This is a genomic window from Streptomyces coerulescens, assembly GCF_042657965.1.
Classification (GTDB): Bacteria; Actinomycetota; Actinomycetes; order Streptomycetales; family Streptomycetaceae; genus Streptomyces; species Streptomyces coerulescens.
In genome coordinates, this window is record NZ_JBHSKM010000044.1 from 476,795 (window position 1) to 499,136 (window position 22,342).

Genomic DNA, 22,342 nt, shown 5'->3' on the forward strand with positions numbered 1-22,342 from the left:
TGTCAGTCGAAGTCGGGCAGCGAGGCGTGGACGGCGTTCATCTCGGACTCGTTCGCCGACTCCGTGCGCACGTGGTTGTGCGCGGTCATGATGCATTTGTCCCCGATGTCACCGCAGGTGCGGGCCAGACGGCGGGCCTGCTTGTCCCAGCTCTCCAGCGTGTTCATCAGGGTCACACCGAGATCGCCGCCCCACAGGTCACCGCTGAGGGACCCTACGGCCCCCATCATTTCGGCGTCCTCGCCGACGTCCCCGTTGGAGTGCACGAGGCTGGCCAGCTGGTTGGAGTTCTCACCCGCCCGGTTCAGCGCTACCGGATCGTCGACCCCGCTGAACCCGGTGGTCTGCACACCACCGTTGCCGCCGCTCGACATCGCCTGGAGTCCACCGCTCCCCGTCCCCGTCGAGTGGGAGCCCGGTGCTGGGTCCAGGTCGCGCACGTCGACGGGCCGATCGGGCCCGGAGATGGGCGAGCCGGCGGAGCCTGAGCCCGAGGTGCCGGCTGCGGGCGCCGGCATGGTGCGTACACCATCTGCGTAGAGGCCGACCGGATCGGGGTTGGTGCCGGGCGAGGGGTCCATGTCCCGGACGTCCGCGTCTGGCCCTGGCGCCGGCATTTGATACGCGGTACGCGGATCCGGCCCCGCGTTCGATGCCGATATAGGACGTACGCCATCTGCGTCAGAACTCATCGCTTCCCCCGCGCAAGTGACGCGCCGGCACCAGACTGCACGTCAAGACGACCATGATCGAACCATCGTCACCCTAGCGACCTTTGCACCCCGCACGTCAAGAAGATCGGATGGGCCTGACGAACGTCTGACGTCTCGATTGGGCGCTTCGCCCTTCAGGTGCGCCGGGAAGTCCGGTCGGCGATCGTTGCCTGCCGCCCGGAGTTCTCAACGCGGCTCTTCCGCTTGCGCCGCGGCAGCTGGGCCGGGGCCCGAAGCCCCCCCCGGCACCGCTTGGTCCGACTGCACGGCACTTCATCTCAGCCCAGAAAGATCGACTTCCCCGCCCCCTGCCCGCCAGGACCACGGACGACCGCTGATCGAAAGCGTGCCGTCACGATCCGCTCACATGGAGATACATGTCCGATGAACGGACTTAGGCGTCCGTATAACGGTCCGGTCTCGCCACCTGGCGCTTTAGTCGATCGCAGCCGGATATGTGATTCACGTCACTAAAGATCTCGTAAAGAGCGTGGTAGAACTTCGCAAATCCGCAGGTGGCATGACCCCTCGCCGCCGCGCGGAAGCGTCGGCGCATGCGCCGGACAGGCCAGGGCCGTGACATTCCGAGTCCGCGGACATGTCATCCCGGGTCGCCGATCGGACAACGGCGTTCGCTCAAAGACCGCACTTCCTCGGCGCAGGCTTCTGCGCCCGTCCCCGCGTCACCGAGGTAGCCATAGTGTCACTCGACTCCATCACCACGTCCGTCGACGAAGCAGTCAGCGGATTCTTCGAGCCCATAGCCACATGGCTCGGGGAAGTCGTCTTCTACACGGTCCCCGTGGGAGGGACCGACCTTCCCTTGATCGTCGCCTGGCTCGTGGTCGCGGGTCTCGTCTTCACCGGCTGGTTCGGCCTCGTCCAGTTCCGCAAGTTCAGACTCGCCGTCGACGTGGTGCGCGGGAAGTACGACGAGAAGGGCTCGACCGGCGAGGTCAACCACTTCCAGGCCCTGACCGCGGCCGTTTCCGGCACGGTCGGCCTCGGCAACATCGCCGGTGTGGCCGTCGCCGTGTCCATCGGCGGCCCCGGTGCTACGTTCTGGATGATCCTGTGCGGCCTGCTCGGCATGGCCACCAAGTTCGTCGAGGTCACCCTCGGCGTGAAGTACCGCGAGGTGCACGCGGACGGCACCGTCTCCGGCGGCCCGATGCACTACCTGCCCAAGGGCCTCAAGGAGCGCTTCGGCAGCGGCGGCGCCAAGTTCGGCAAGGTGCTCGCCGTCCTCGCCTCGATCATGGTCCTCTTCTTCGGCCTGTTCGGCGGCAACCTGTTCCAGACCAACCAGAGCTACGCGCAGGTCGCCTCGACCTTCGGCGGCGAGGACGGCTTCCTGTCCTCCTCCGCCGGGGCCGTCCTCTTCGGCCTGGTCGTCGCAGCGCTGGTCGGTCTCGTGCTGCTCGGCGGCATCCGCTCCATCGCCTCCGTCACCAGCCGCCTCGTGCCCGCGATGGCCGGCATCTACATCGCGGCCTGCCTGGTCGTCATCCTGGTCAACGTCACTCATGTGCCGGACGCCTTCCAGACCATCCTGCAGGGCGCCTTCGAGGCCGACGGCGTCGCGGGCGGTGTGATCGGTGCCCTGATCATCGGTTTCCAGCGGGCCGCGTTCTCCAACGAGGCCGGTCTCGGCTCCGCCCCGATCGCGCACTCCGCGGTCAAGACCAACCACCCCGCGAGCGAGGGTCTGGTCGCCCTGCTGGAGCCGTTCATCGACACGGTCGTCATCTGCACCATGACCGCGCTGACCATCGTCATCGCCAACCCGGCCAGCTGGGGCGAGGCCCGCGAGGGCAAGAGCATCGGCGGCGTCACCATCACCTCCGACGCCTTCGAGACCGTACTGCCCTGGTTCCCGGCCATTCTCACCGTCGCGGTGCTGCTGTTCGCCTTCTCCACGATCCTGACCTGGGGCTACTACGGCCTCAAGGCCTGGTCCTACCTCTTCGGCAAGAGCAAGACCAGCGAGACCGTCTTCAAGGCCGTCTGGAGCCTGTTCGTGGTCGTGGGCGCCCTGATGTCCCTCGACTCGCTGATCAGCCTGGCCGACTCCGCGCTCTTCCTGCTGTCGGTCTTCAACATCATCGGCCTCTACCTCCTCGCCCCGGTCGTCAAGCGCGAGCTCAACTCCTTCCTGGAGTTCGTCCGCGCCCGCAGGGCCGGCGAGATCGCCGACGGCGACGATGACCAGGAGTCGGTGAAGACCACCGTCTGACCGCCCCCGCGGCCCGGCTCCTGAGCGGGCCCGTGCTCACCTCGCGCCTTGGTGAACACGGGCCCGCTCGTCATGCCTTACACGACGTTTCCGCAGGTGAAAGGGCGCCTAGCGAAACGGAATGACGCCGGTTAGGGTGTTAGGAACGCGTCAACACACAGCCTCAGCGGCTTGTGACCGACGCGCGGTGTGCCGGGAAGTCTGGTCGGCGTCAGGGGCTCGTATGCCCGCAAGACGATCCCCGGAGGACTTCTTCATGGCTGCCGCCCCGCGCCCACGTTCCCCCTTTCTCGGCCTCCTCCCGCTGCCCGAGCGCACGGCCATCGCCCAGGCACTGAGAACGGAGACCGTCGGCGGGCTCGTCCTGCTCGGGGCGGCCGTGGTGGCGCTGGTGTGGGCGAACACTCCCTGGTCCGACACCTACGAGCGCATACGCGACTTCCACTTCGGCATACCGGCGCTCGGCCTGGACCTCTCCATCGGGCACTGGGCCGCCGATGGCCTGCTCACGCTCTTCTTCCTCGTCGCCGGCATCGAGCTCAAGCGTGAACTGGTCGTCGGCGAGCTCCGCACCCCCGCCACCGCCGCACTGCCGGTCATCGCCGCCCTCTCGGGCATGATCGTCCCCGCCGCCCTCTACGCGATCACCGCGTCCGCGGGAGGCGGCAGCCTGGACGGCTGGGCGGTGCCCATGGCCACCGACATCGCCTTCGCGCTGGCCGTGCTCGCGGTGCTCAGCACCCACCTGCCCGCCGCACTGCGCGCCTTCCTTCTCACCCTCGCCGTCGTCGACGACCTCGGCGGCATCCTCGTCATCGCCGTCTTCTTCACCAGCGACCTGAACTTCGCGGCTCTCGGTGGAGCGTTCGCGGGCCTGGTCGTCTTTTACCTCCTCCAGCGCTTCCGCGTCCGCGGATGGTGGTGGTACGCCCCGCTCGGACTCACGATCTGGGCGCTGATGTACAACGGCGGCGTCCACGCCACCGTCGCCGGCGTGGCCATGGGCCTCATCCTGCGCACCACCCGCGACAAGGACGAGGACCGCTCCCCGGGCGAGCGCACTTCCTATCTCCTGCACCCCGTCTCCGCGGGGGTAGCGGTCCCGCTGTTCGCGCTCTTCGCCGCCGGCGTCAGCGTCTCGGCCGCGTCACTGAGTGACGTGTTCACCAGGCCCGAACCGCTCGGCGTGGTGCTCGGGCTCGTCCTCGGCAAGACGGTCGGCATCTTCGCGGGGACCTTCCTGGCCGCACGCTTCACCCGCGCCCGGCTCAATCCGGAACTGGCCTGGGCCGACGTCTTCGCCCTCTCCTCGCTGGCCGGCATCGGCTTCACCGTCGCCCTGCTGATCGGCGAACTCGCCTTCCCCGACCCCGCGGCCGCCGGCTCCGTCAAGGCCGCGGTCCTCATCGGCTCGCTCACCGCGGCCGCGCTGGCCGCCATGCTGATAAAGCGCCGCAACGGTGTCTACCGACGCCTGTACGAGGAGGAGAACCGCGACGACGACCACGACGGCATCCCCGACATCTACCAAGTCAGCGCCACCAGCGAACGCTGACGTGAAGAGGGGTGGAATGTGGAACCTTCGCTCGCCACAGCGCCGATCCTCATTGCGGTCCTCGTCATCAGGACCGCGGTGATGCAGCTGCGTGACCCCGGCAGCGCACGACGGGAGTGGGCCTTCGTCAGGGACGGGGTCGCATTGGCCGGCGGTGCGTTGACAGCCCTCGTCGTAGGCGCCCTGGGCTGGTCGTACGGAGCGTACGGCGTGGTGGCGTGGGCCCTGCTCGCCGGTCTCCTGGTCGCCCAGGTCATGGGCCGACGCTCAGAACGCTGACGCCGGCAGAACGCCTTTGAGTTGCCGGAATCCGGCAAGAACCCCTGTCCCGGAGTGCGCGTCAAGGGGCTGTCAGGAACGCGTAAAGCATGTGTAAGCTCCTCACCGGTGTGCCGGGAAGTCTGGTCGGCGGTGTGGACAGAAGTCTCTTCGTCGCTCGGGGGTCCTGGTCATGGTGCTCGTTGTGGTGTTCGGTGTGGCGCTGCTCATCGCGGTGCTGCTGTCAGGGCTCGCGGCCCGGACCGTGCTTTCGACGTCCTTCCTCTTCCTCGTCGGCGGCGCGCTGGTCAGCGACGGCTTTCTGGGTCTGATCCACATCACCCCGGACAGCGAGATCGTGTCCGTGACGGCGGACCTGGCGCTGTTCGCGGTGCTGTTCACCGACGGCATGCACGTCTCCTTCCCCAAGCTGCGGGAGAACTGGCGCAACCCGGCGCGTGCCCTCGGGCTCGGCATGCCGCTCGCGTTCGTCGGCATGGCTCTGATCACGCACTTCGTGGTCGGGCTGGACTGGACGACGTCCTTCCTCGTCGGCGCCGTATTGGCCCCCACCGACCCCGTGTTCGCCTCCGCGATCGTCGGGCGCAAGGAAGTCCCCTCGAAGCTGCGGCAGTTGCTGAACGTGGAGAGCGGCATCAACGACGGTCTCGCCCTGCCGGTCGTCCTCATCATGATCGCAGCGGCCGGTCCGACGTCCGGGCAGGCCGAGGCCGACTTCGCGAAGATCGCGCTGGAACTGGTCCTCGGGCTGGCCTTCGGTGTGGTCCTGCCGTTCGTCGTGAACGAGCTCGTACGGTTCCGGCTGCTGGGCGCCGAGCCCAAGCTGCAGCCGCTGCTGCCGCTCGCCATCGGCGTGATCCTCTACGCCCTGTGCCACCTCACGCACGCGAACCCCTACCTGGCCGCGTTCTCCGCCGGCGCCGTGCTCACCGCGCGCTCGCCGGAGGCGAAGGAGGCGTTCGAGCCGCTGGGCGAGGCGCTGGCGGAGCTGGCCAAGTTCGCGGCGCTGCTGGTGTTCGGCGCTCTGCTGACCCCTCAGCTGTTCGGCGACCTCTCCTTCGGCGGCTACGTCGCAGTGGTCCTCGCCATCGTGCTGATCCGCCCGGCCTCGCTGCTGCTGTCGCTGCTCGGCACGCGGTTCACCCGCCAGGAGAAGCTGGTGGCGGCCTGGTTCGGGCCGAAGGGCTTCGCCTCGGTGGTGTACGGGCTGCTGGTGCTCCAGGCGGGGATCCCGCAGGGCGAGGAGGCGTTCACCCTCATCGCCGTGTGCATCGCCTTCTCGATCGTCGCGCACAGCTCGACCGACGTACCGATCGCCCGGCTCTTCAACGTGGAGGACATCGCCGGGATGCCTGACGGTGACTCGGCACCGGCGTCGCGCGCGACCGGACAGTCGCAGGAGGTGGGTGCCTGACCGGTCCCGCACCAGCAACCCCGCTCCCACTGTGCGTCCGTCCGACCGGAGGTCTGCGACGACATGGCCCTGTTCCCTCAGCCGACGCCGGGTGTTCCGCGCCCGGGACACATGATCGTGTGTGGTGACGACGCACTCGCCGAGCGGCTGTCGGCCGAGCTCACGACGGTGTACCGGGAGCGGGTCACGCTGGTGGTCCCGAGCTCGAACGTCACCGGTGTCACCAACCCGACGCGTGCCTCCGCTCTGCTCGACCGGCTGCAGGCCGCCATGAATCGTGCTGCTGACACGCCCGGCGGGAGCGGGGAGGCTCCCCGGATGCTCGAAGCGTCCTTGCTCACGGAGGCGGTACTGGTCGAAGCGGGTGTGCGGGAGGCCGCCGCGCTGGCGCTGGTCCACGACGACGACGCGGCCAACATCCACGCGGCCCTCGCCGCCCGTCGGCTCAACCCCCGACTGCGCCTGGTGATCAGGCTCTACAACCGCAAGCTCGGCCAGTACCTGGAAGAACTCCTCGACCAGGCCGCCGCCCTCGCCGCGCCCGGCCTGGACCCCGACGCCCTGGACACCTCCACCACCGTCCTGTCGGACGCGGACACGGCGGCGCCGGCGCTGGCGGCCACCGCGGTCGCCGGGACCAGCAAGGTGGTGCAGGCCGACGGCCTGCTGTTACGGGCAGTGGAACGCACCCCACCAGACCGGGGCGAGGTGGCCGACCCCGGCCTGTGCACGCTCGCCCTGCTGTCGTCGACCACCAACGACCCGGCGGGAGCGGAGGGTTCGGACGCGAGCGGGCAGGACGGACCGGCTCTGCTGCCCGACGTGGACGCTGTCGCCTCCGCGACGGGGCGCGGCACGGTGGTCCTCGAAACCGTGGCCCACACCGGCGCCACCTCCGCTTCCGGTCGACTGGCAGGGCGCGGCCTTCCGCTCGCCTCCCTCTTCTCACGTCGACTGCGCTGGTCGCTGGCCGGGCTCGTCGCCAGTGTCCTCGGGCTTGCCGTGGCGAGCTGGCTGACCACCGACGACCATCCGCTGCATGCCGCCTACCTCACCCTGCTGGACCTGTTCGCGATCGGGGACCCGGCGGTCGGCGAACCCACCGCCCGCCAGGTTCTGCAACTCCTGTCCGGCCTGGCCGGACTGCTGCTGCTCCCCGTCCTCCTCGCGGCCGTTCTGGAAGGGCTCGGCACCTTCCGCACGGTCTCGGCACTGCGACGCCCGCCCCGCGGTCTCTCCGGCCACGTCGTCCTGCTCGGTCTCGGCAAGATCGGCACCCGTGTCCTGGCCCGGCTGCGGGAACTCGACATCCCGGTGGTGTGCATCGAGGAAGATCCCGAGGCACGCGGCCTGCCCGTTGCCCGCCGCCTCCGTGTCCCCACCGTCCTCGGCGACGTCACCCAGGAAGGTGTCCTGGAATCCGCCAAGGTCCACCGCGCGCACGCTCTGCTCGCCCTCACCAGCAGCGACACCACGAACCTCGAAGCGGTCCTGTACGCACGCTCCGTGAAACCGGACCTGAGGGTCGCACTGCGTCTGTACGACGACGACTTCGCCACCGCGGTGTACCGCACATTGCGCGCGGCCCACCCTCAGGCACTCACCCGCAGCCGCAGTGTCTCCACGCTCGCCGCGCCCGCCTTCGCCGGCGCCATGATGGGGCGCCAGATCCTGGGGGCGATCCCGGTCGAACGCCGTGTCCTGTTGTTCGCGGCCCTGAATGTCGCCGGGCACCCTGAGTTGGAGGGGCGCACCGTCGCCGAGTCGTTCCGGGCCGGATCCTGGCGCGTCCTGGCGCTGGACACCGCCGCCCCGGACGACCGGCTCCCCGACCTTGCCGCCAATCCGGCGCACGAGGACACCGATCGGCCTGCCGGGCTGGTATGGGACGTTCACCCCGGCTACGTCCTGCGACCCCGTGACCGGGTGGTCCTCGCCGCCACCCGACAGGGCCTGGCCGAGCTCCTCGGTCGACAGCCACAGGGCGGGACGCACGGCGCGGGCCCAGAGCGGACGGGACGGAGGGACTGAGCATGGACGGCCCGCTGCGAACACGGCCACCGCGGGATCGTCAACCGAGCGTCACGCGGGACCAGTGCCTGCGGATCAGCGCAGTCTTCTGCTCGAAGGCGGCATCACGACTGCCGCTGCTGAACACGCACGGACCCGCCCGAGATCGTCCTTGAACCCGGACGGCGCGCCCCTCCCACCACTCACCGCCGCGCGGCAGGTGGCTGTGTGGCTCGATCCGGCGATCTCCTCCCACCGGATCGCTCTACGACAGATGAGGCTGTGGAACTCCATCCCGCTGGAGGTCAGAAGCGTTGGGCCATATCCGAGGTTGATCATGTAGCAGAGCGAACCGAGCCAGCAAACGCCCACCCCTCCGGCCCACCATCATCGGTCAGGCAGGGCGTGATGCCGGTCGTGTTCATGCATCCCGCCGAAAGCACGCACGTCAGTGCTCCTCCCCACCCGGTGGCCGCCCCGCTGCGTGGCGGGCCTGGGAGCCCGCCGACAAGTGCCGTGGGTCGGCGGCCCGGTCGATCGCCGTCTCGATCGCCGCGATCCGGTCGGCGAGCAGGCCGAGCGCGGCGACCGCCCGGGACAGGGGAGCGTCCTCGGGACCACCGAGGGTTTGCGAGCGGACGTAGACTGCTTTCATCCCCGCCCACCTCGACGCCTGTTGCGCTGTGAGCGTGCCGCGCAGTTCCGCCAGCTTGAGCAGGTTGGCCTCGGCACCACTGGTGAGGGTCTGTGCCTCGGCCGTGTAGTGGTCGTCGATCAGCGCGGCGAGTTCTGTGTCGTTCATGACGGGCTGGATGCGCTGGGCGATCTTGTTCATGTTGCGGTAGGAGCCCTGGAGCTGGAAGGGCGGTTCGGTGCGGGTCGCATCCGACTGGGCAGCCGAGGTGATGTACGCCGCGTTCACCGCCAGGACCGTCTGCCGGACGGTGAGCAGGTGCCGCAGAACGGCCAGGATCCGCTCCAGCTCGGCGGGGGCGTACGCGTGGGCGAGACGGTCGGCACGGGACGCCCCGTCCCCCTCCACCAGGCGGATGAGGAGTTCCAGGTCGGCGCGGTCTCGGCCGGCCAGTGGGGCGAGCACGGGATTCGACGTGAGGGCGTTCTCGATGAAGCTGACGGCAAAAGCGTCGTCCTTGCCCGTAAGTACGTCGCCGAGGTTCCAGACGTCGGCTCGGTTGGCGAGCATGTCGGGCACGCGGAAGCGGCTGCCGGACTCGGTGTAGGGGTTGCCTGCCATGCATACGGCGAACCGCTTGCCGCGCAGGTCGTAGGTGCGCGGCACACCGTCCCGGATGCCCTCGATCCGGCGGGTGGCGTCGCACAGCGGGATGAACTTCTGCAGCAGTTCGGGGGAGGTGTGCTGAATGTCGTCCAGGTACAGGAGGGTGTTGTTGCCCGCCTCCAGAGCGAAGTTGATCTTCTCGACCTCCTGGCGGGCGGTGGCGTTGGGCGCCTCTGCCGGGTCGAGGGAGGTGACGGCGTGGCCGAGCGCCGGACCGTTGACCTTCACCAGGATCAGGCCGAGCCGGTCGGCGACGTACTCCATGAGGGTCGTCTTGCCGTAGCCCGGCGGGGAGATGAGCAGGAGCAGACCGCCGGTGTCGGTGCGCCTGGTCTCGCCCGTGGTGCCGAGCTGCTTGGCGAGACTGTCGCCGATGAGTGGGAGGTAGACCTCGTCGATGAGCCTGCTCCGCACGAACGCGGACATCACGCGCGGTCGGTACTCGTCCAGGCGGATCCGCGTGCGCTCGGCGGCCACGAGCGCTGTGCGGTGCCGCTGGTAGACGCGGTGGGCGGGAACCTCGTGCAGACGGAAGTGCCGTGTACGGGCCAGGAGTTCGTCCACTCGGACGGTGAGCGTGCGGCCGGTGACGCGCGGATGCGTTCCGAGCAGTCCCGCGACCGTCTCCGTCAGCACCGCGTCCGACTCGTATCGGACCAGGTCGGGGCAGAGCTCGGCCGCCACCGCCTCGGCCAGGTCGCCCGGCGTGACGTCCAGGCCGGTGGCGGAGGCGTATGAGGACAGCCATGCCTCGACCAGTTGCTTGCGGGCGGTCAGGTCGTCGAGGGCGGTGAGGTCGTCGTCGTAGGCCGACGTGCCGACGGTGTGGCGGAACTTGTCGAGCATGGTGCGGGTGCCGGCGCTCATGACGAAGCCGTCGGGTCCGGTGGTCAGTTCCTCGAACAGGTAGGCGGCGGCGGTGTCCGCTGCCTCGCCTCCGATCGCCTCCGCCAGTTCCGCACGCAGGTCGGCGATGGCGGGCGCGAGGCCGAACGTGTCCCTCGCCCGAGCCAGTGACGCTGCTCGGCGCGTCCAGCGCGTGCGGGCCTCGGCCGCAGTCGCGTGTTGCCAGAACAAGTGGGCCGCGGCCCGGGCGCCGGGTTCATGGCGGAGCAGTCCCGCGTCGTCGTGCAGGCGCAGGAGCGCGGTGAGGATCGCCGTCGCGTCGTGGTCGTGAACCCCGCGCTCGTAACCCTCGTCGTACGCCGCCTCCGCTGCCTGTCGCACGAGAGTGGGCAGGTCGGCCTCCGCCAGGGCCTCGGGGCCGTGTTCGTCCAGCAGGCGGGCGGCGAGGTGTTCGGCGCGGTAGACGTCGGGCGACTCCGAGGGCAGGGGGCGGTCCCAGTACGGGCGGGTGGTGGTGAACTCGGGTTCGCTGACCGGGGAGCGGTAGTCGGTTCCGGTTACCGCGAAGGCCAGGCCGTCGCCGTGAGGGACCAGGGTGAGATCGAGAGGCTGGGTGTTCACGGCGAAACGGTGGTGGCCCAGGCGAAGGGCTCGGCCGTCTTCGGAGTACAGGTCGATGCGGTCGCGCAGGGCGCGAAGTGCCTCCTGCCGGGCGGCCTTGAGGCGGCCGTCCAGTTCTTCGGCCCGCACCTGGTCGCCGAGGTCGCGCAGTTGGTCGGCGGTGCTGCGGACCTTGGCGGGCATGGGGTCGCAGGTGAAGTAGGTGGTGACGGCGTCAACGTCCGTCAGGCTTCCGGCCCGGCGGGCCACGGTGCCGAGGACGCGGGCCGCGGAGTCGGCCAGGCGTTCGGCGTGACGAGCGCGGGCGTCGGCGAGGGTCTGTTTGCGGGCGGAGAACGCCTCGTGCACCTCGTCGCGCTTGTCCGCGAGGGTGTCCAGGAAGTCGTCGAACTCGGCGAACCGGGATTCGAGACTCTCCACCTGGACCAGGAGGCGGCCGAGCTGCTCGTCGCAGGCATCCGGGCTGTCGGCCACCGCGAAAGCTCCGGCGAAGGCCTGTCCCAGCAGCGCGATCTCGGCGGTGAACCCGGCTCGGCTCTCCTGGTCGAGGAGGGCACGGCGGCGGGTTTCGAGGACGGCGCGGGCCCGGTTGACCGCGCCGAGGACTTCGGCGACGCGCTCCAGCACGGACGTACGGACCGTGGCGTCACCGATGTCGAGCCCCGCGACCACCTCGGTCACCACGCCCATCCCGTCGGCGAGTTCGTCGAGGCGGAACACGATGGGCCCGGCTTCGGCGGCGGTGGCGACGGCTTCGGTGTCCGTGATGAGCTGCTCGATGTCCGCGTGGTGGTTGGCGAAGGCGTCCTCGTGTGCCAGGTGGGTGACGGCCCGCCGGCCGAAGGCGGCCAGATCGGCCTCGCTGTCGGAGGCGAGCGCGTCGATGCGGTCGTGGTCCGCGTACCGCATCTCCTTGAGGGTCAGCAGGTGCCCCTGCTCCTGACGGAGTTCGGTCAGCCCGGTCACCCAGGCGGCGGCCCCACGCGGTGCCTCACCGCGTAGCCTTCGTACGACTGCGGAGATCCGCTCGGCGGCTTCGTCGAGCGCGTCGGCGGCCTGCCGGGTCAGGGCCTGGACGGTCTCGAACTCGGTCAGGACCTGTTCTGCCGTGGCGCGCACCTGGGCCAACGGGGTGTGAAGGTCGCCGAGTTCGGGGTCCCCCAGCCAATGGTGGGTGTCCGCCACCCGCACGCATGCGGCCACCAGCGCCTCGTACACACCGCTAGTGGGGGTGGTCTCGGCGACGGCGCCGGTGATGGACAGGCAGTCGGAGATGCCCCGCACCAGATCGGCGTTGCCGACCCGGGCCAGCGGGCCGGTGCCGATCGGCTGGGCGGCGGCGTGGGTGTCGGAGACGTACGGGGAGTTCCACAGCTGTACGGGATGGACCCGTTGCGGCTCGTCACCGGCGCGCAGGACCACCAGCGCGCCGTCGTCGAGGAGCGCCCAGCCGTGGCAGGACAGTGGAGCGGCCATCTCCCTGCGGATCGTGTTGTACGGCAGAAGCAGGCTGCGGCCCTCAGCTCGCGAACGGAAGGCGTAAAGCACGTCCTCGCCGTTCGGTGAACGGATCTCCCGCTCGAACTCCAATTCTGCCGTGTCGAGGTCGAATGTCTTGTGGGCACCGGCGGCCAGGCAGTAGCCGCCGGGGAAGACGATGCCCTGGTCGTCCGGCAGGCGGCGGCAGGCCCTGCCGATGTCGTCGAGGCGGACGACGGTCCTGGTGAGGGTGTTGAAGACCAGGTGGCGGTCGGTGGCCTCCTTGTAGGGGCGCACGCGCAGCAGGATCAGGGCGCCCACGCGCGTGTAGGCGATGTCCGCGTCCGCGAGGGCTTGCAGCGGCTCATCGACCGGCGCGGTGTAGACGCTCTCCCCGGTCTCCATGTCGTCGTCGATCTTGACGCTGAGGGTGCCGCCGACCGTGGAGACGAACACTTCGCCGCCGATGGCGACGTGGGGATGGCGGCCCAGGACATGGTCGTCGCGGGTGGCCCCGATCCACTCGATGTCGTGGGAGGGCGGCAGGACGTGATCACGGTCGCCGCGTGCGTCCAGGAACGTTGCCCGGCCGCCGCCGGCCAGAGCCCAGCGCAGGACGCGGACGTCGTCCGTCTTTACGCCGGTCTGGAAGACGGCGAGCACCTTGTCCTCGACGAGACGGAGTCGCAGAAGGCGGGCCTGGCGGTAGTAGCGGTGCAGGGCCTCGAACTCCCGGACGAAGGCGGGGTCGTCGAGCAGGCCGGGCACGGCGTCGTCGGGCAGCCGCCCGAGGTTGCGGTCGTGCAGGGCCAGGACATCGCCGACGCACGTGTCCGCTTCGCGGCTCGGGAGGGCGTTGTAGCCGTAGAGCAGCACGTCACCCACGGCGACGATGTCGCGGGGCACCACCGCGTGTTCGGTGCGCAGTCGCTCGGTGCCGGCGAGTTCCAGGCGCATCGCGCCGAACTCCTCGCCCCGGCGGGCGTTCAGCGCCTCGGTGCGGCGGGCGAGCTCGGCGGCCTGCGTGGTGAGGCGGTCGCGCAGCACGTCGTAGGCACCTGCGTCCAGTGGCTCGTACATCCCCGTGTCCAGGCCGGGCGTCATGGGCTCCCTCTCAGGAAGTCGAAGAGAACACTCGGTCCGGAGCCGCCGTCCCTGACGGCTCCGGACCGAGTGGCGGGGCGGGTCAGGCTTGGACGGCCTTGCCGTTGAGAGCGGTGAGCGGCTTGTCCGCCAGACCCAGCTCGCCGGCCTTGTCGAGCAGCTGCTGGAGCTGCCCCGAGTCGCCTCCGCCGGTCCGCATCAGCTTCATCAGCAGCGCCGACACCGTCAGGTTCTGTACGTCGGCCGCAGAGACCGAGCCGAGGATCCTGCTCAGGTCCTCGGTGAAGCTGGAGGTGCCGTCGAGCCAGGGCCCGGCCAGCGCCTGCGCGGTCTCGGAGTGCTGGACGAAGCCGTCGATGCCCTTGCCGAGTGCGATCGAGGACACCAGCCGGTCGAAGAAGACAGACTCGCCGCCGACGATGTTGATGTCGGCGTTCTCCAGTCCGGTGGCGAGCACCGTGGCCTGCGCCTCGGCGACCTGACGCTGCACGTCCAGGCCCGCGAGCCGGATGTCCTTCTCGGCCTCCAGCCGCAGCCGGTACTCCTCGTGGCCACGGGAGGCGTCGTCGAGGGCAGCCATCGCCGCCGCCTTCTCGGTCAGCCCGGCCGCCTCGGCCTTCAGCTTCTCGCCGATGCCCTCGGCCTCGGCGAGGGCCTGCGCCTTGGTGCCCTCTGCCTCGGCCCGCATCCGGGCCTGCGTCGCCTCTGCCTCCGCGCGGCCGGCCTTCTCGATGACCTCGGCCTCCTTGTCCCGGACCTGTACGGCCGCGAGCCCTTCGGCAGCCGCCTCGGCCTGCACGCCCTCCGCGAGGCGGAGCTTGGCGCGGGCGTCGAGGTCGGCCGTCTTCAACCGGGCCTCGGCCAGGGTCAGTTCCTCGGCCGCGCGGTGCGTGGCCGACTGCTCGGCGGCCTCGGCGGCCTTGATGTCCTTGACCAGCTTCTCCTGCGCCTCCGCCTCGGCAGCGATGATCACGGCCTGCCGCTGCCGCTCCGCCTCCTCCACGGCGCGCAGCCTCTTGATGGACTCCTCCTGCTCGGCGACCGTACGGTCCACCGCGACCCGCTCGCGGATGACCTCGGCGATGTCCCGCTTCTCCGCCTCGACCTCCTTCTCGGCGGCGATCCGGGTCAGCTGGGTCTCCCGCTCCCGGGCGATGACTTCGAGGAGACGGTCCTTCTCGATGCGCTCGTTCTCCACGGCGATGACCCGCTCGCGGTTCTTCGCGGCCACGGCGACCTCGCGGGCCTGGTTCTCTCGCTGCACCCCGAGCTTCTCCTCGGTGGCCAGGAACGCGCCCTGGGCCCGCAGACGCTCCTCCTCCACCACCCGCGCCGTCTCGGCCTCCTCCCGGGCCCGTACGGTCGCGATCTCCCGCTTCTGCTTGATCTCCGCGTCGACCTGCCGGCGCTCCAGCTCCAGGATGGCCTCGCGGGCGTCGACGTTCTGCCGCGTGATCTCCTTCTCCTCGGTGCGCTGGGCCTCGTTGGTGCGTACGTGCTCGACGGCCGTCAATTCCGTGATCTTGCGGATGCCCTGGGCGTCGAGGACGTTGGCGGGGTCGAGCTGGGTCAGTGGCGTCTGCTCCAGGTAGTCGATCGCCGCGTCCTCCAGGTGGTAGCCGTTCAGGTCGACGCCGATGACCTCGATGATCCGGTACCGCAGCTCGTCGCGCTTGGTGTACAGGTCGGTGAAGTCCAGCTGCTTACCGACGGTCTTCAGCGCCTCGGAGAACTTCGCGTGGAACAGCTCCTGCAACGTGTCCCGGTCACTCGCCCGCGCGGTGCCGACCGCCTGGGCCACCTTGATGACGTCCTCGATGGTCTTGTTGACCTTGACGAAGAACGTGATCCGGATGTCGGCGCGTATGTTGTCCCGGCAGATCAGCCCGTCCTTGCCGGTTCGCGTGATCTCGATGGCCTTCACCGAGATGTCCATCACCTCGGCCTTGTGCAGCACGGGCAGCACGACCTGCCCGGTGAAGGTCACATCGACCTTGCGCAGCTTGGAGACGATCAGCGCCTTGCCCTGCTCCACCTTCCGGAACAGCCGGGAGACGACGAGGACGGTGAGCGCGGCGACGACGATGAGCACGCCGACGCCCAGGGTGATGGCATTCATGGCATACGTCCTTGAGGCGTAAGGAAGAGTGAGACGCAAGGAAGTTGGAGCGTGGGGAGGCAGGGCGAGGCGAGGCCGGTGGCGCCGTGCGTCAGGCTGCGTGGTCCATGTGGACCCGGTCCCGGCCTTCGGTCCGGCCGAGGCCGGACAGCTCGGGTTCATCAGGGAAGAGACGGTGCAGGGGCCGTACGAACAAGCGAGACATCCGCCATGCGGCCAACAGGGCAAGCACCGGCACGAACATGCGCAGCAGCCCGGTGGCGAGCCCCGGCGATGTGAACGCGACCAGTACGAGAGTCCCGCCGACGCTCAAGGACCAGGCAAGAGCTGTCAGCAAAGAGAGGGCGATCGTCACCGGTACGCCGCCCATGCCCCACGCGCGGAGATCCAGGTCCGCGTCGAAGCTGTAGGTGCTGGTGAGGCGCGCGGCGACCAGGCCCCAGAAGCACAGCACCACGACGAGGGCGGCGGTCAGCAGGATCGTGGGCAGGCCGGTGGCGATCGCCAGAAACGTCCGCACGACCATGTCCCCCTTCCGCCCGCAGTGCTCGTCGACCGTGTTCGGTGGCGCATCGCGTGCTCCGGGCTCCGGTGCCGGACACCTGCCGGTGTCCGGCACCGGCGTCCCCCGCAGTGCTCCCCGAGGGCCATGGTGCACGGATGGCGCACGCCCGCGCATTGCCTGATCCCGGCAACGTTCACTAGGGTCTGCATGCCGGTGAGCCGCTAAGAAACCGTCATCGGCGCGTTAAGGAAGCGGGGGCGACATGACGGATCGGGAGATTCCCGAGCAGTATCTCGAGGGCTATGCCCAGATCCTGACCGAGGTCTCGGCCACTGGCCGGCGCCTCACTCGGGAGGAACTCACCTCGCGCCGGGCCCTCGGCGAACAGGCCGCAGACGCCGGCCACAGCCTGCGCACCCTCGTCAGCGCTCACCTGAATGCCGCCCGCGCCGCATGGCCGACCGGCCCCGGCACGACAGACAGCGCATTGGCAGCCACCCAACAGGTCATAGACGCCTTCACAGAGGGGTACGAGCGCGCCCAACGCCACGCCGTACGCCAAGAGGAGGCCGCCCGCAGGGAGTTCATCGACGACCTCCTCTACGGCCGTAGCGACTTGGGGCGCCTCGCCGAACGCGCCGAGCGCTTCGGCCTGCGCCTCTCACACGCCCACGCCGTGGCCGTCGCCCAAGGGCCCACCGCCTACGACGAAGGCGACAAGGTTCCCCAACAGGTGGAACGCGCCCTCATCTCCCGTTTTGGTGACCGCAGCACCCTGCTCACCACCAAGAACGGTCGCCTGCTGTGCATCGCCCCCGGCCACCAGGACGAGGTCCTCGCGTACTTCGCCAAGCAGGCCCACGCGGCCACGGAAGGCGGCCAGGTCGCCATCGGCCGCGCGCAGACCGGACCCGGCGGAGTCGTCCAGTCGTACGAGGAAGCCCTCAACGCCCTGGAACTGGCCAGGCGCCTGGAGTTGGAGGAGCCGGTCCTGCACGCTGCCGACCTGCTCGTCTACCCCGTCCTGACCCGCGACCGGCAAGCCATGGCGGATCTCGTGGTGAGCAGCCTCGGCCCGCTCACCACAGCACGCGGTGGCGCCGGACCCCTCCTCGACACCCTCACCGCCTACTTCGACTCCGGCTGCGTGGCCGCCGAGGCCGCCCGTCGGCTCTCACTCAGCGTGCGGGCGTTTACCTACCGGCTGGAGCGGATCCACAAACTCACGGGCGCGGACCCCTCGGATCCCGCCCACCGATACATGCTCCAGACCGCGGTGATCGGCGCCCGGCTGCTGGACTGGCCGGCCAAGGAACTCTGACGCGGCTACGACTGCTGACCGCCCCACGCGAACTGTGCTCGGCGGGCCGGTCGTGGGTCTCACGGGCCGGTACGTACGGCTTCGCTGAGCACGTGCCCTGGTCGTTGTCCCGTACAGTGCGGGCTCAGTCGCCGTCACGCCGGTAGGCAGCGAGAAGGAACAGCCAGATCTCGCTCACAGTAGGGAAGCAGGCGATGGCGTGCCGCAGCCGCTTGAGGGGGACTTCGCCTGCGACCGCCACGGTGGCGGAGTGCAGGAGTTCGCTGACTCCGGGGCCGACGAAGGTCGCACCGAGCAGAATGTCCCGGTCGATGTCGACGACGAGCCGTGCGTGTCCCGGGTAATGGTCGGCGTGGAGGTTGGCGCCCTGGGCGGCGTTGAAGTCGAGGTCGACGATCTTGGTGCGGTGCCCGGCGCGTTCGGCCTGGTCCGCGGTCAGTCCCACGGAGGCCGCCTCGGGATCGGTGAAGAAGACCTGCGGCACGGCGTGCTGGTCGGCGGTCGTGGCGTGGTCGCCCCATGCATGCTCGTCCAGTGGGCGACCGGCGGCGCGGGCGCCGATGGCGTCGCCGGCGGTCCGTGCTTGGTACTTGCCCTGGTGAGTGAGGAGTGCGCGATGGTTGACGTCGCCGAGGCCGTACAGCCACCCTCCCTCAACGTCCTTGACCAGGCAGGTGGTGTCGACGTCCAGCCACGATCCAGGGGTGAGCCCGACCGTGTCCAGGCCGATGTCTCCGGTGCGCGGGGTACGGCCCGTGGCGAACATGACCTCGTCGACCTCCAGCTCACCGCCGTCGTCGAGGGTGAGAGTGACCGGCCCGTTCGGATCGGGACGGCGCAGCGCGGTCACCCGTACACCGATCCGCACGTCCGCGCCGGCTTCCGTGAGGCCTTGAGCCACCAGCTCACCGGCGAAGGGTTCCATGCGGGGAATCAGACTGCGGCGGGCGAACAGGGTGACCCGTGATCCGATGCCCTGCCAGAGGGTGGCCATCTCGACCCCGACTCCTCCGCCCCCGACCACGGCCAGACGGCCGGGCACGGTGCTGGAGTCGGTGCCGTGCCGGTTCGTCCAGGGCCTGGCCTCCGTGATGCCCGGGAGGTCGGGCAGCACGGGATCGCTGCCGGTCGCGACCGCCACCGCGTGCCGGGCGGTGAGCGTCTGGGATGCGCCGTCGTCCCGGGTGACGGTGACGCGGCGGGGGCCGTCGATCCGGCCGTGGCCGCGGAAGAGGTCGGCGCCGATGGACTTGACCCAGAGGGCCTGTCCACTGTCGTCCCAGTCGGTGACGTAGCGGTTGCGGCGGGCGAAGACCCGGTCGGTGTCGATGCGCCCGGACACCGCCTCCCGAGCGCCATCCACACGGCGGGCGTCGGCGACCGCGATGACCGGCCGCAGGAGCGCCTTGCTGGGGACGCAGGCCCAGTACGAGCATTCGCCGCCGACGAGTTCGCGTTCCACCACGGCTACGGAGAGACCGGCGGCGCGAGCCCTGTCGGCGACGTTCTGGCCGACGGGTCCCGCGCCCAGCACGATCACGTCGTAGGTGGTGATGCCCGGGGTTTGCTGCGGCTCGCTCATGGTGTCCCTCGCCTCACGATCGGTTCTGTCTCGGGCTTGGCCCGGGTCGCCGGACGGCGGTCGCCCCAACCAGGCATGTAACCGCACGGCACCCGCCGCCCACCGCATCCCGCCCATACGGCTCACCAAGAGCGGCCATAAGCGCCGCCTGTGGCCCGCTCACACACCCTGACCAGCGCATCGGCAATACGGCGTGCACCACCACGTACGGCATAGCGCGCCCTTATGGCCGGCCTCGGATCCGGCAATGGCCGGGCCGGAATCCCCGGAAGGACGACGCGGCTTGAACGCTCGTCACCTCAGGGACGAGGTGCCGGGACAGCGAACGCGGCACGACCGCATACCCGTTGGTCCCGAGTTTCTGATGCGAAGGACGAGTCTGATGGGTTCTGTTGATCTGGCCGGACGCGTGGCACTGGTGACCGGCGCGACCAGCGGTATCGGTGCCGCCACGGCCACTCTGTTCGCCGAGCGGGGCACGCACGTACTGGTCGCTGGTCGCGATGCCGACCGTGGCGAAAACCTGGTTGGCGACATCAGGTCGCGTGGCGGCAAGGCGGACTTCGTCGCGGCCGACCTGCGCAGCGCGAGCGCGGTGCGGCAGCTGGCGCGGGAAGCCACCGAGCTGGGCGGTGGGCGGGTGGACATCCTCGTCAACAACGCGGGCATCTTCCCGTTCGGGCCGACGGACGCGACGGCTGAGAGCGACGTGAACACCGTCTACGACCTGAATGTGAAGGCGCCGTTCTACCTGGTCGCGGAGTTGGCACCGGGGATGGCCGAGCGTGGGAACGGGGCGATCGTGAATGTCACCACCCAGGTCGCCTACTACGGCGCGGCAGGCATGGCCCTGTACGGATCCAGCAAGGCGGCGCTGCACCAGCTCAGCCAGGCGTGGGTCGCCGAGTACGGTCCGCGCGGGGTACGCGTCAACACCGTCTCCCCGGGCCCGACCCGCACCCGGGGCACCGCCGCCATGGGCGATGCTCTGGAGGCCCTGGCCGCCGAGGCACCGGCGGGCCGCCCAGCGGAGGCGGAGGAGATCGCCGAAGCCATCGCCTACCTGGTCGGCGACTCGGCGAGCTTCGTCCAAGGCGCCCTGCTGACCGTGGACGGCGGTCGCACCGCCGTGTGACCCACGGCCCGATGGCGTGTCCTCGGCCGGCTCAGCGGTCGGCCGGACGGTCGAGCGCGGCAATGAACCGGCCGAGGTCACGTCGGCTCGCATCGGCCGGCCACACCGCCCACGTGCGCCGTACGAGGGGATGCCCGACCAGCGGCGACCACGTCACCTGGTCGGGCAGCGGCTGCTGCCAGCCGGACGGGGCGAGGGTGAAGGCCCGCCCGTCCCTGACGCCCGCCAGCTTCACATCGGCGATCAGAGCCTGCCCCTCCGGCGCGTCCGGCCCCAGATCCAGCCCGTGTCCGCGCAGGATCGCGGTCAACTCGTCGAACCACACCGGGCTCCCGGATCGCGGGAACCCCACCCACCGCAACCCGACGAGGGCGTCGAGCGGGACCCCGCCCGGCCCTGCGAGCTCGGCGGCCTGCTCCGTGGCCAGCAGGACACCCAGGTTCTCCCGTACGACGAGCAGCGCATCGAACTCCGGGCCGACCGGGCGCTCCCGCAGGAACCCGACGTCCAGCTCACCCGCACGCAGGGCGGCGAGCTGATCCGCGGTGGACAGGTGCCGAGGCTGCACTCGGGTGTCAGGGTGAGCCTCCGCCAGTTCCGCCAGCGCCGCGTCGAGAAGCCCGGCCGGCAGCTCCAAAGGGATCCCGATGCGCAACGCGCCGCCACCGGGACCGACGTACCGGGCCATCACCCGCAGCGCCTGATCATGCCGCGCCAGCACCGCGCGCGCCTCTGTGAGCAGGGCCGTTCCCGCCTCCGTGGCCCGTACCCCGGTACTGCTGCGCACCAGCAGCTTCACCCCGAGCTGCCGCTCCAGCCCACTGATCGTCTGGGACAGCGCCGGCTGGCTCATGTGCAACCGCCGCGCCGCCGCCGACAGCCCGCCTTCCTCCACCACCGCCACGAACGCCCGCAGCTCCCGCAACTCCATGGCCCCAATGTCACCACGTTCGTCCGGCCGACGTCGCTCTACCCCGCACCAGGTCCAGCCGAAGCAGATGTCTGGGCACTCAAACTGTGGCGCCGCGCCATCGACCCCGAAGGCCCAGCTCCCGGGACACGAATCGGCACCCAGCCGGTGAGCTCAGGCATGGCACCCTGCCGTGAGCTCAGTCATGGCACGCCGAGCCGCCTGCCCCGTGGCCACTCACCAGCCCCTGACCAGGCACTGCACACCTCGCTCTCGACAGCAGGCACCCGGATTCCGGTCCCGACCCAATGCACGGCAGGTCGGCTGACTGGCTGAGCACTCAATGCGCGCACCACATGCACCTGGGCTCCGAGACACAGAGCAGAATGCAAAATTTACCCTGTGCAATGAAAGCCGGAGCTGGCTCGTCCGTACCTCCTGGCATCCGGACCGCTCACGTCAGGAGCTTCCATGCCCCTCTCCCGCAACACGATCGGCGCCGTCTTCGTGGGCGGCGCGCTGGTTCTCACCCTTTCCGCGCTCGCCTACCCGGCCATGCTCGGCGTCGAGAGCACGTCGTCGAACACGTCCCGCATCATCGCCAACACGCCGTACGGCCCCCTCACCGAGGCCGACCGCGACTTCGTCGTGAAGGTCCGCGCGGCCGGCCTGTGGGAGTACCCCCTGGGCGAGATGTCGATGAAACGGGGTACGACCGAGGAGATGAAGGAGGCCGGCGAGCACCTCGTGGTCGGGCATGCCGGTCTCGACGCGATGTGCCGCAAGATCGCACCCGAGCTGAACATCACGCTGCCCAACCAGGCCAGCCCTCAGCAACAGCAGTTCGTGGCAACTGTGGACTCCAAGTCCGGCAAGGAGTTCGACTCCACCGCCGTCGCCATCATGCGCGTGACCCACGGGCAGATTTTCCCCGTCATCGCCAAGATCCGGGCGACCACCGAGAACACCCTCGTGCGCCAGCTGGCCGACCTCGCCAACGACACCGTGCTGGACCACATCACAGTTCTGGAGAAGACCAAACTGGTCAACTTCGATCAGGTCAACTTCCAGCAGACCACGGCGCCGAAGCTGCCCAAGGAACAGCTCACTCCTCCCGCGCCCCAGCCCGGGTCACCGGTCGTGGTTCTCACCCCGCGCCCGGATCTGGATGTGAACACCGCCTCGCCCACGCCTTCACCTTCGGCCGGCTGAG

The 22,342-nt window shown here is 69.8% G+C and carries 14 protein-coding genes; 8 read left to right on the forward strand and 6 right to left on the reverse strand.

Going from position 1 to position 22,342, the window contains the following annotated elements; all coding sequences use genetic code 11:
• Positions 1-2 precede the first annotated feature (2 nt).
• Entirely contained in the window at positions 3-581 is a 579-nt protein-coding gene (locus tag ACFPQ9_RS39565) for a hypothetical protein (RefSeq protein WP_380864270.1), read from the reverse strand.
• An 832-nt stretch (positions 582-1,413) separates the two neighbouring features.
• On the opposite strand from ACFPQ9_RS39565, the gene ACFPQ9_RS39570 reads away from it, so the two are divergent.
• From ACFPQ9_RS39570 to ACFPQ9_RS39590, 5 genes are all read left to right on the forward strand, one after another.
• Positions 1,414-2,949, forward strand: coding sequence for an alanine/glycine:cation symporter family protein (locus ACFPQ9_RS39570; protein ID WP_380864273.1), 1,536 nt, complete (start codon positions 1,414-1,416; stop codon positions 2,947-2,949).
• A 256-nt stretch (positions 2,950-3,205) separates the two neighbouring features.
• Positions 3,206-4,504, forward strand: a complete 1,299-nt coding sequence (gene nhaA / locus ACFPQ9_RS39575) for a Na+/H+ antiporter NhaA (RefSeq protein WP_380864416.1) — start codon at positions 3,206-3,208, stop codon at positions 4,502-4,504.
• A gap of 18 nt (positions 4,505-4,522) precedes the next feature.
• Positions 4,523-4,783, forward strand: a complete 261-nt coding sequence (locus ACFPQ9_RS39580; protein WP_380864276.1) for a hypothetical protein — start codon at positions 4,523-4,525, stop codon at positions 4,781-4,783.
• Between the two features lie 172 nt (positions 4,784-4,955).
• Positions 4,956-6,197, forward strand: a complete 1,242-nt coding sequence (locus tag ACFPQ9_RS39585; protein WP_380864279.1) for a cation:proton antiporter — start codon at positions 4,956-4,958, stop codon at positions 6,195-6,197.
• Positions 6,198-6,308: 111 nt separating this feature from the next.
• Positions 6,309-8,228 (forward strand): potassium channel family protein, encoded by a 1,920-nt coding sequence (locus tag ACFPQ9_RS39590; RefSeq protein WP_380864418.1) that lies wholly within the window; start codon positions 6,309-6,311, stop codon positions 8,226-8,228.
• A gap of 427 nt (positions 8,229-8,655) precedes the next feature.
• On the opposite strand, the gene ACFPQ9_RS39595 is transcribed toward ACFPQ9_RS39590, so the two are convergent.
• The 3 genes from ACFPQ9_RS39595 to ACFPQ9_RS39605 all read right to left on the reverse strand — a co-directional run bounded on the left by ACFPQ9_RS39595 (position 8,656) and on the right by ACFPQ9_RS39605 (position 16,196).
• Positions 8,656-13,557, reverse strand: a complete 4,902-nt coding sequence (locus tag ACFPQ9_RS39595) for a DNA repair ATPase (RefSeq protein WP_380864282.1) — start codon at positions 13,555-13,557, stop codon at positions 8,656-8,658.
• A gap of 82 nt (positions 13,558-13,639) precedes the next feature.
• The gene (locus ACFPQ9_RS39600) at positions 13,640-15,676 is read right to left on the reverse strand and encodes a flotillin family protein (protein ID WP_380864284.1); all 2,037 of its coding nucleotides are present in this window, start codon (positions 15,674-15,676) and stop codon (positions 13,640-13,642) included.
• Between the two features lie 91 nt (positions 15,677-15,767).
• Positions 15,768-16,196 carry a hypothetical protein gene (locus ACFPQ9_RS39605; protein ID WP_380864285.1) on the reverse strand — a complete coding sequence of 143 codons (429 nt, stop codon included), beginning with the start codon at positions 16,194-16,196 and terminating at the stop codon, positions 15,768-15,770.
• A gap of 247 nt (positions 16,197-16,443) precedes the next feature.
• On the opposite strand from ACFPQ9_RS39605, the gene ACFPQ9_RS39610 reads away from it, so the two are divergent.
• Positions 16,444-17,502: a PucR family transcriptional regulator gene (locus ACFPQ9_RS39610; protein ID WP_380864286.1), complete on the forward strand. Its 1,059-nt coding sequence runs from the start codon at positions 16,444-16,446 to the stop codon at positions 17,500-17,502.
• A gap of 124 nt (positions 17,503-17,626) precedes the next feature.
• Here ACFPQ9_RS39610 and ACFPQ9_RS39615 read toward each other — a convergent pair whose 3' ends face one another.
• Positions 17,627-19,084, reverse strand: coding sequence for a dihydrolipoyl dehydrogenase family protein (locus ACFPQ9_RS39615; RefSeq protein ID WP_380864288.1), 1,458 nt, complete (start codon positions 19,082-19,084; stop codon positions 17,627-17,629).
• A gap of 382 nt (positions 19,085-19,466) precedes the next feature.
• Between ACFPQ9_RS39615 and ACFPQ9_RS39620 the strand changes: the two genes are divergently transcribed.
• Entirely contained in the window at positions 19,467-20,219 is a 753-nt protein-coding gene (locus tag ACFPQ9_RS39620; protein ID WP_380864290.1) for an SDR family NAD(P)-dependent oxidoreductase, read from the forward strand.
• 31 nt (positions 20,220-20,250) lie between these two features.
• Here ACFPQ9_RS39620 and ACFPQ9_RS39625 read toward each other — a convergent pair whose 3' ends face one another.
• On the reverse strand, positions 20,251-21,150 hold the full coding sequence (locus ACFPQ9_RS39625) for a LysR family transcriptional regulator (RefSeq protein ID WP_380864292.1): 900 nt from the start codon (positions 21,148-21,150) through the stop codon (positions 20,251-20,253).
• Between the two features lie 450 nt (positions 21,151-21,600).
• On the opposite strand from ACFPQ9_RS39625, the gene ACFPQ9_RS39630 reads away from it, so the two are divergent.
• Entirely contained in the window at positions 21,601-22,341 is a 741-nt protein-coding gene (locus ACFPQ9_RS39630) for a DUF4142 domain-containing protein (RefSeq protein ID WP_380864293.1), read from the forward strand.
• The last annotated feature ends 1 nt before the right edge of the window (position 22,342 follow it).

Coding starts and splice junctions, on each gene's coding strand:
- ACFPQ9_RS39615 (WP_380864288.1), bottom strand. CDS start 19,084: ATGAGCGAGCCGCAGCAAACCCCGGGCATCACCACCTACGACGTGATC.
- ACFPQ9_RS39610 (WP_380864286.1), top strand. CDS start 16,444: ATGACGGATCGGGAGATTCCCGAGCAGTATCTCGAGGGCTATGCCCAG.
- ACFPQ9_RS39565 (WP_380864270.1), bottom strand. CDS start 581: ATGGACCCCTCGCCCGGCACCAACCCCGATCCGGTCGGCCTCTACGCA.
- ACFPQ9_RS39630 (WP_380864293.1), top strand. CDS start 21,601: ATGCCCCTCTCCCGCAACACGATCGGCGCCGTCTTCGTGGGCGGCGCG.
- ACFPQ9_RS39600 (WP_380864284.1), bottom strand. CDS start 15,676: ATGAATGCCATCACCCTGGGCGTCGGCGTGCTCATCGTCGTCGCCGCG.
- ACFPQ9_RS39620 (WP_380864290.1), top strand. CDS start 19,467: ATGGGTTCTGTTGATCTGGCCGGACGCGTGGCACTGGTGACCGGCGCG.
- ACFPQ9_RS39585 (WP_380864279.1), top strand. CDS start 4,956: ATGGTGCTCGTTGTGGTGTTCGGTGTGGCGCTGCTCATCGCGGTGCTG.
- ACFPQ9_RS39595 (WP_380864282.1), bottom strand. CDS start 13,557: ATGACGCCCGGCCTGGACACGGGGATGTACGAGCCACTGGACGCAGGT.
- ACFPQ9_RS39625 (WP_380864292.1), bottom strand. CDS start 21,150: ATGGAGTTGCGGGAGCTGCGGGCGTTCGTGGCGGTGGTGGAGGAAGGC.
- nhaA (WP_380864416.1), top strand. CDS start 3,206: ATGGCTGCCGCCCCGCGCCCACGTTCCCCCTTTCTCGGCCTCCTCCCG.
- ACFPQ9_RS39590 (WP_380864418.1), top strand. CDS start 6,309: ATGATCGTGTGTGGTGACGACGCACTCGCCGAGCGGCTGTCGGCCGAG.